The 1,653-nt window shown below is 47.2% G+C and carries 3 protein-coding genes; all 3 read left to right on the top strand.

Annotation, left to right across the window (positions count from 1 at the left end):
- Positions 1 to 153 precede the first annotated feature (153 nt).
- From WCO51_13670 to WCO51_13680, 3 genes are read left to right on the top strand one after another with little or no spacing between them, the layout of a single operon-like run.
- Positions 154 to 606: a toll/interleukin-1 receptor domain-containing protein gene (locus tag WCO51_13670; protein ID MEI6514302.1), complete on the top strand. Its 453-nt coding sequence runs from the start codon at positions 154 to 156 to the stop codon at positions 604 to 606.
- A gap of 12 nt (positions 607 to 618) precedes the next feature.
- A complete protein-coding gene (locus WCO51_13675; protein ID MEI6514303.1) occupies positions 619 to 1,062 on the top strand; it encodes a hypothetical protein in 444 nt (147 codons plus the stop codon).
- Positions 1,059 to 1,562: a TIR domain-containing protein gene (locus tag WCO51_13680; GenBank protein MEI6514304.1), complete on the top strand. Its 504-nt coding sequence runs from the start codon at positions 1,059 to 1,061 to the stop codon at positions 1,560 to 1,562. Before WCO51_13675 ends, WCO51_13680 begins: the two co-directional genes overlap by 4 nt.
- Positions 1,563 to 1,653: the final 91 nt, after the last annotated feature.

Here is a 1,653-nt window from a genome sequence, read left to right on the forward strand (position 1 = left end):
CTCCGTTAGACAAAAGAACGGCCCAGTACCCCGCAAGTTGCTTAAAGCAATATAAAATAGTTGGCCGATTAGAAAGGGAATTATCCTATGGCAATAAGTCAATCAATATTGAGTCAGAAGTCTGCCGCATACAAGGAGACTCTACACGAAAATATGCAGAAATCAGCGTCACTCGGCAAAGCGAAGTCAGCGTTCCTTTGCCACAGCCACAAAGATGAGACACTGGTTAAGGGCCTCATCGCGCTCTTTCAAGAAGCGGGGATTGATCTCTACATCGACTGGAAAGATCACTCCATGCCCGAAACACCCAATGCTGAAACAGCCAAGAAGATTCAAGACGCTATCATGACTCGTGACCTTTTTCTGTTTCTAGCCACGGCAAACTCAAAGGCCTCTCGTTGGTGCCCTTGGGAAATAGGATATGCGGATTCGAGCCGTCGCAGGATATTCATTCTCCCGACAAGCGACGGCGCAGGTACGTATGGAAATGAGTATCTGCAACTCTATGCAAAGGTTGACATGGGCTCATACGATTCGCGATCTGGGCTTGCTGTCTTCAAGGCGGGCGCGACAAACGGCGAATGGCTTTCAACAACATCATTATAACAGGAGGTGCTTATGGACAAAGATGTGCTTCACAAGGAAATCGACTTGATTCAATCATGCATTTCAAGGATGGCGAACAACTCATTCTTGCTGAAAGGATGGGCTGTTTCCATCATTGCTGTAATTTTGGCCTTGGCAGACAAAGCCCTGAATCCGGCACTTCTCAGCGCGGTCGTACTGATACCTCTCGTAAGCTTCTGGTATCTAGATGCCTTCTTTCTGCGAACTGAACGAATGTACCGCAAGATGTATGAGTGGGTTATCGAGAAGCGTAGCGCGAATGACAACAGCCTGCTATATGATCTGAACCCGCATCGATTTGCAGATGCTGTTGACTCTACCAGAAAAACGATGTGGTCGATTACACTCCGCTGGTTCTACGGGATACCTACTGTAATTACGCTCGCGGTGATTGTTGCACGAATCTTTCTGAAATGTGGAGGTGCTGTAGCATGACGACACGACGTCCATCGGTGTTTTATAGTTTCCACTTTGATAACGATGTCTTTCGAGTTCAACAAATCCGCAACATTGGTGTCATTGACGGCAATGAACCGGTCTCCAAGAATGACTGGGAACAAGCACGCAGAACGCCTGGTGGTATTGAACGATGGATAGACAATGCCATGAAGTACAGGACCCATGTTGTGGTACTCATCGGATCCGAAACATATCTCCGACCATGGGTTCGACATGAGATCGCCAAGGGCTGGGATACTGGCAAGGGGGTTGTTGGTATCTATATCCACAACTTGAAAGACCCTCGAACATCCAACAACTCTCCCTATTATGGAAAGTGTGCTCAAGGCCAAAACCCATTCTCACAAGTCAGCCTCCAGAATGGTTCTACCATCGCACAGTATGTTCCGTGTTTTAGCCCCAATCCTACCGACGCCTATAATGACATTGCTCGGAATATTACATTCTGGATAAATAAAGCAGTCAGAAGATCGTGATATTTGCAGACGGCCAAACTTTGGAGTTTACGGCACGTACTGTCGTTTCGCACGCTGTTTGATGACATCTCCGGCATGATAGTTGATGGAG

The sequence above is a fragment of the bacterium genome (assembly GCA_037131655.1).
Taxonomy (GTDB): domain Bacteria; phylum Armatimonadota; class Fimbriimonadia; order Fimbriimonadales; family JBAXQP01; genus JBAXQP01.

Excerpts from the sequence above, each read along its gene's own strand:
- WCO51_13675 (MEI6514303.1), top strand. The coding sequence starts at position 619 with ATGGACAAAGATGTGCTTCACAAGGAAATCGACTTGATTCAATCATGC.
- WCO51_13680 (MEI6514304.1), top strand. The coding sequence starts at position 1,059 with ATGACGACACGACGTCCATCGGTGTTTTATAGTTTCCACTTTGATAAC.
- WCO51_13670 (MEI6514302.1), top strand. The coding sequence starts at position 154 with ATGCAGAAATCAGCGTCACTCGGCAAAGCGAAGTCAGCGTTCCTTTGC.